Raw genomic sequence first — 690 nt, 5'->3', positions numbered from 1 at the left:
GCGGGCGGCGGCGACCGCGTCTCGCACGCGCACGCCGCGGTGTTCCTGCCCGACGGCCGCATCGCCACGACCGACCTCGGATTCGACCTCGTGCGGTTCTGGCGGCAGAGCGGCACCGGTCTGACCCTCGATCACGAGGTCGTGCTGCCCCTCGGTACCGGACCGCGGCACATGGTCATGCACCCCAGTGGGCACCTGCACGTGGTGACGGAGTACTCGTGCGAGGTGTTCACGCTCGCCCGCGCGGCGAACGGCACCTGGAGTGTCGTGTCGGTGACCATGGCGAGCCCGATCGCCGAGGTGGGCACGGACTTCCCGGCCGAGCTCGCCCGCACTCGCGACGGGCACTTCCTCTACACGGCCCTGCGCGGCAGCAACACCATCGCGGCGCTGCGGGTGCGCGGCGGAGGTGAGGCCCTCGAGTCGGTCGCGCTCGCCGATGCGGGCGTGGACTGGCCGCGCCACCACCTGGTGCACGAGGGCAAGCTGCTCGTCGCCGGACAGCGCTCCGACACGATCACGCTGCTCGACCTCGACGAGCGCACGGGCGCGCCCCTCGGCATCCGTCATGAGGCGCAGGTCCCGACGCCGACGCACTTCCTGCCGGTGCGCTGAAGCCCCGCGGTCGCACTCGCGAAACCCGCGCTTGACCTCGACCTCACTTGAGGTTCTAGCGTCGTCTCCATGACC

At 71.6% G+C, this 690-nt stretch carries 1 protein-coding gene; it reads left to right on the top strand.

Annotated features, from left to right (window positions below; all coding sequences use genetic code 11):
• Positions 1-615 (top strand): lactonase family protein (locus tag ACNPM4_RS11745; RefSeq protein ID WP_448985817.1); only part of this gene is annotated, 615 nt, incomplete at its 5' end.
• Positions 616-690 lie beyond the last annotated feature (75 nt).

Source organism: Microbacterium umsixpiens, assembly GCF_053543675.1.
This window is presented reverse-complemented; position numbering and strand designations above follow the sequence as displayed.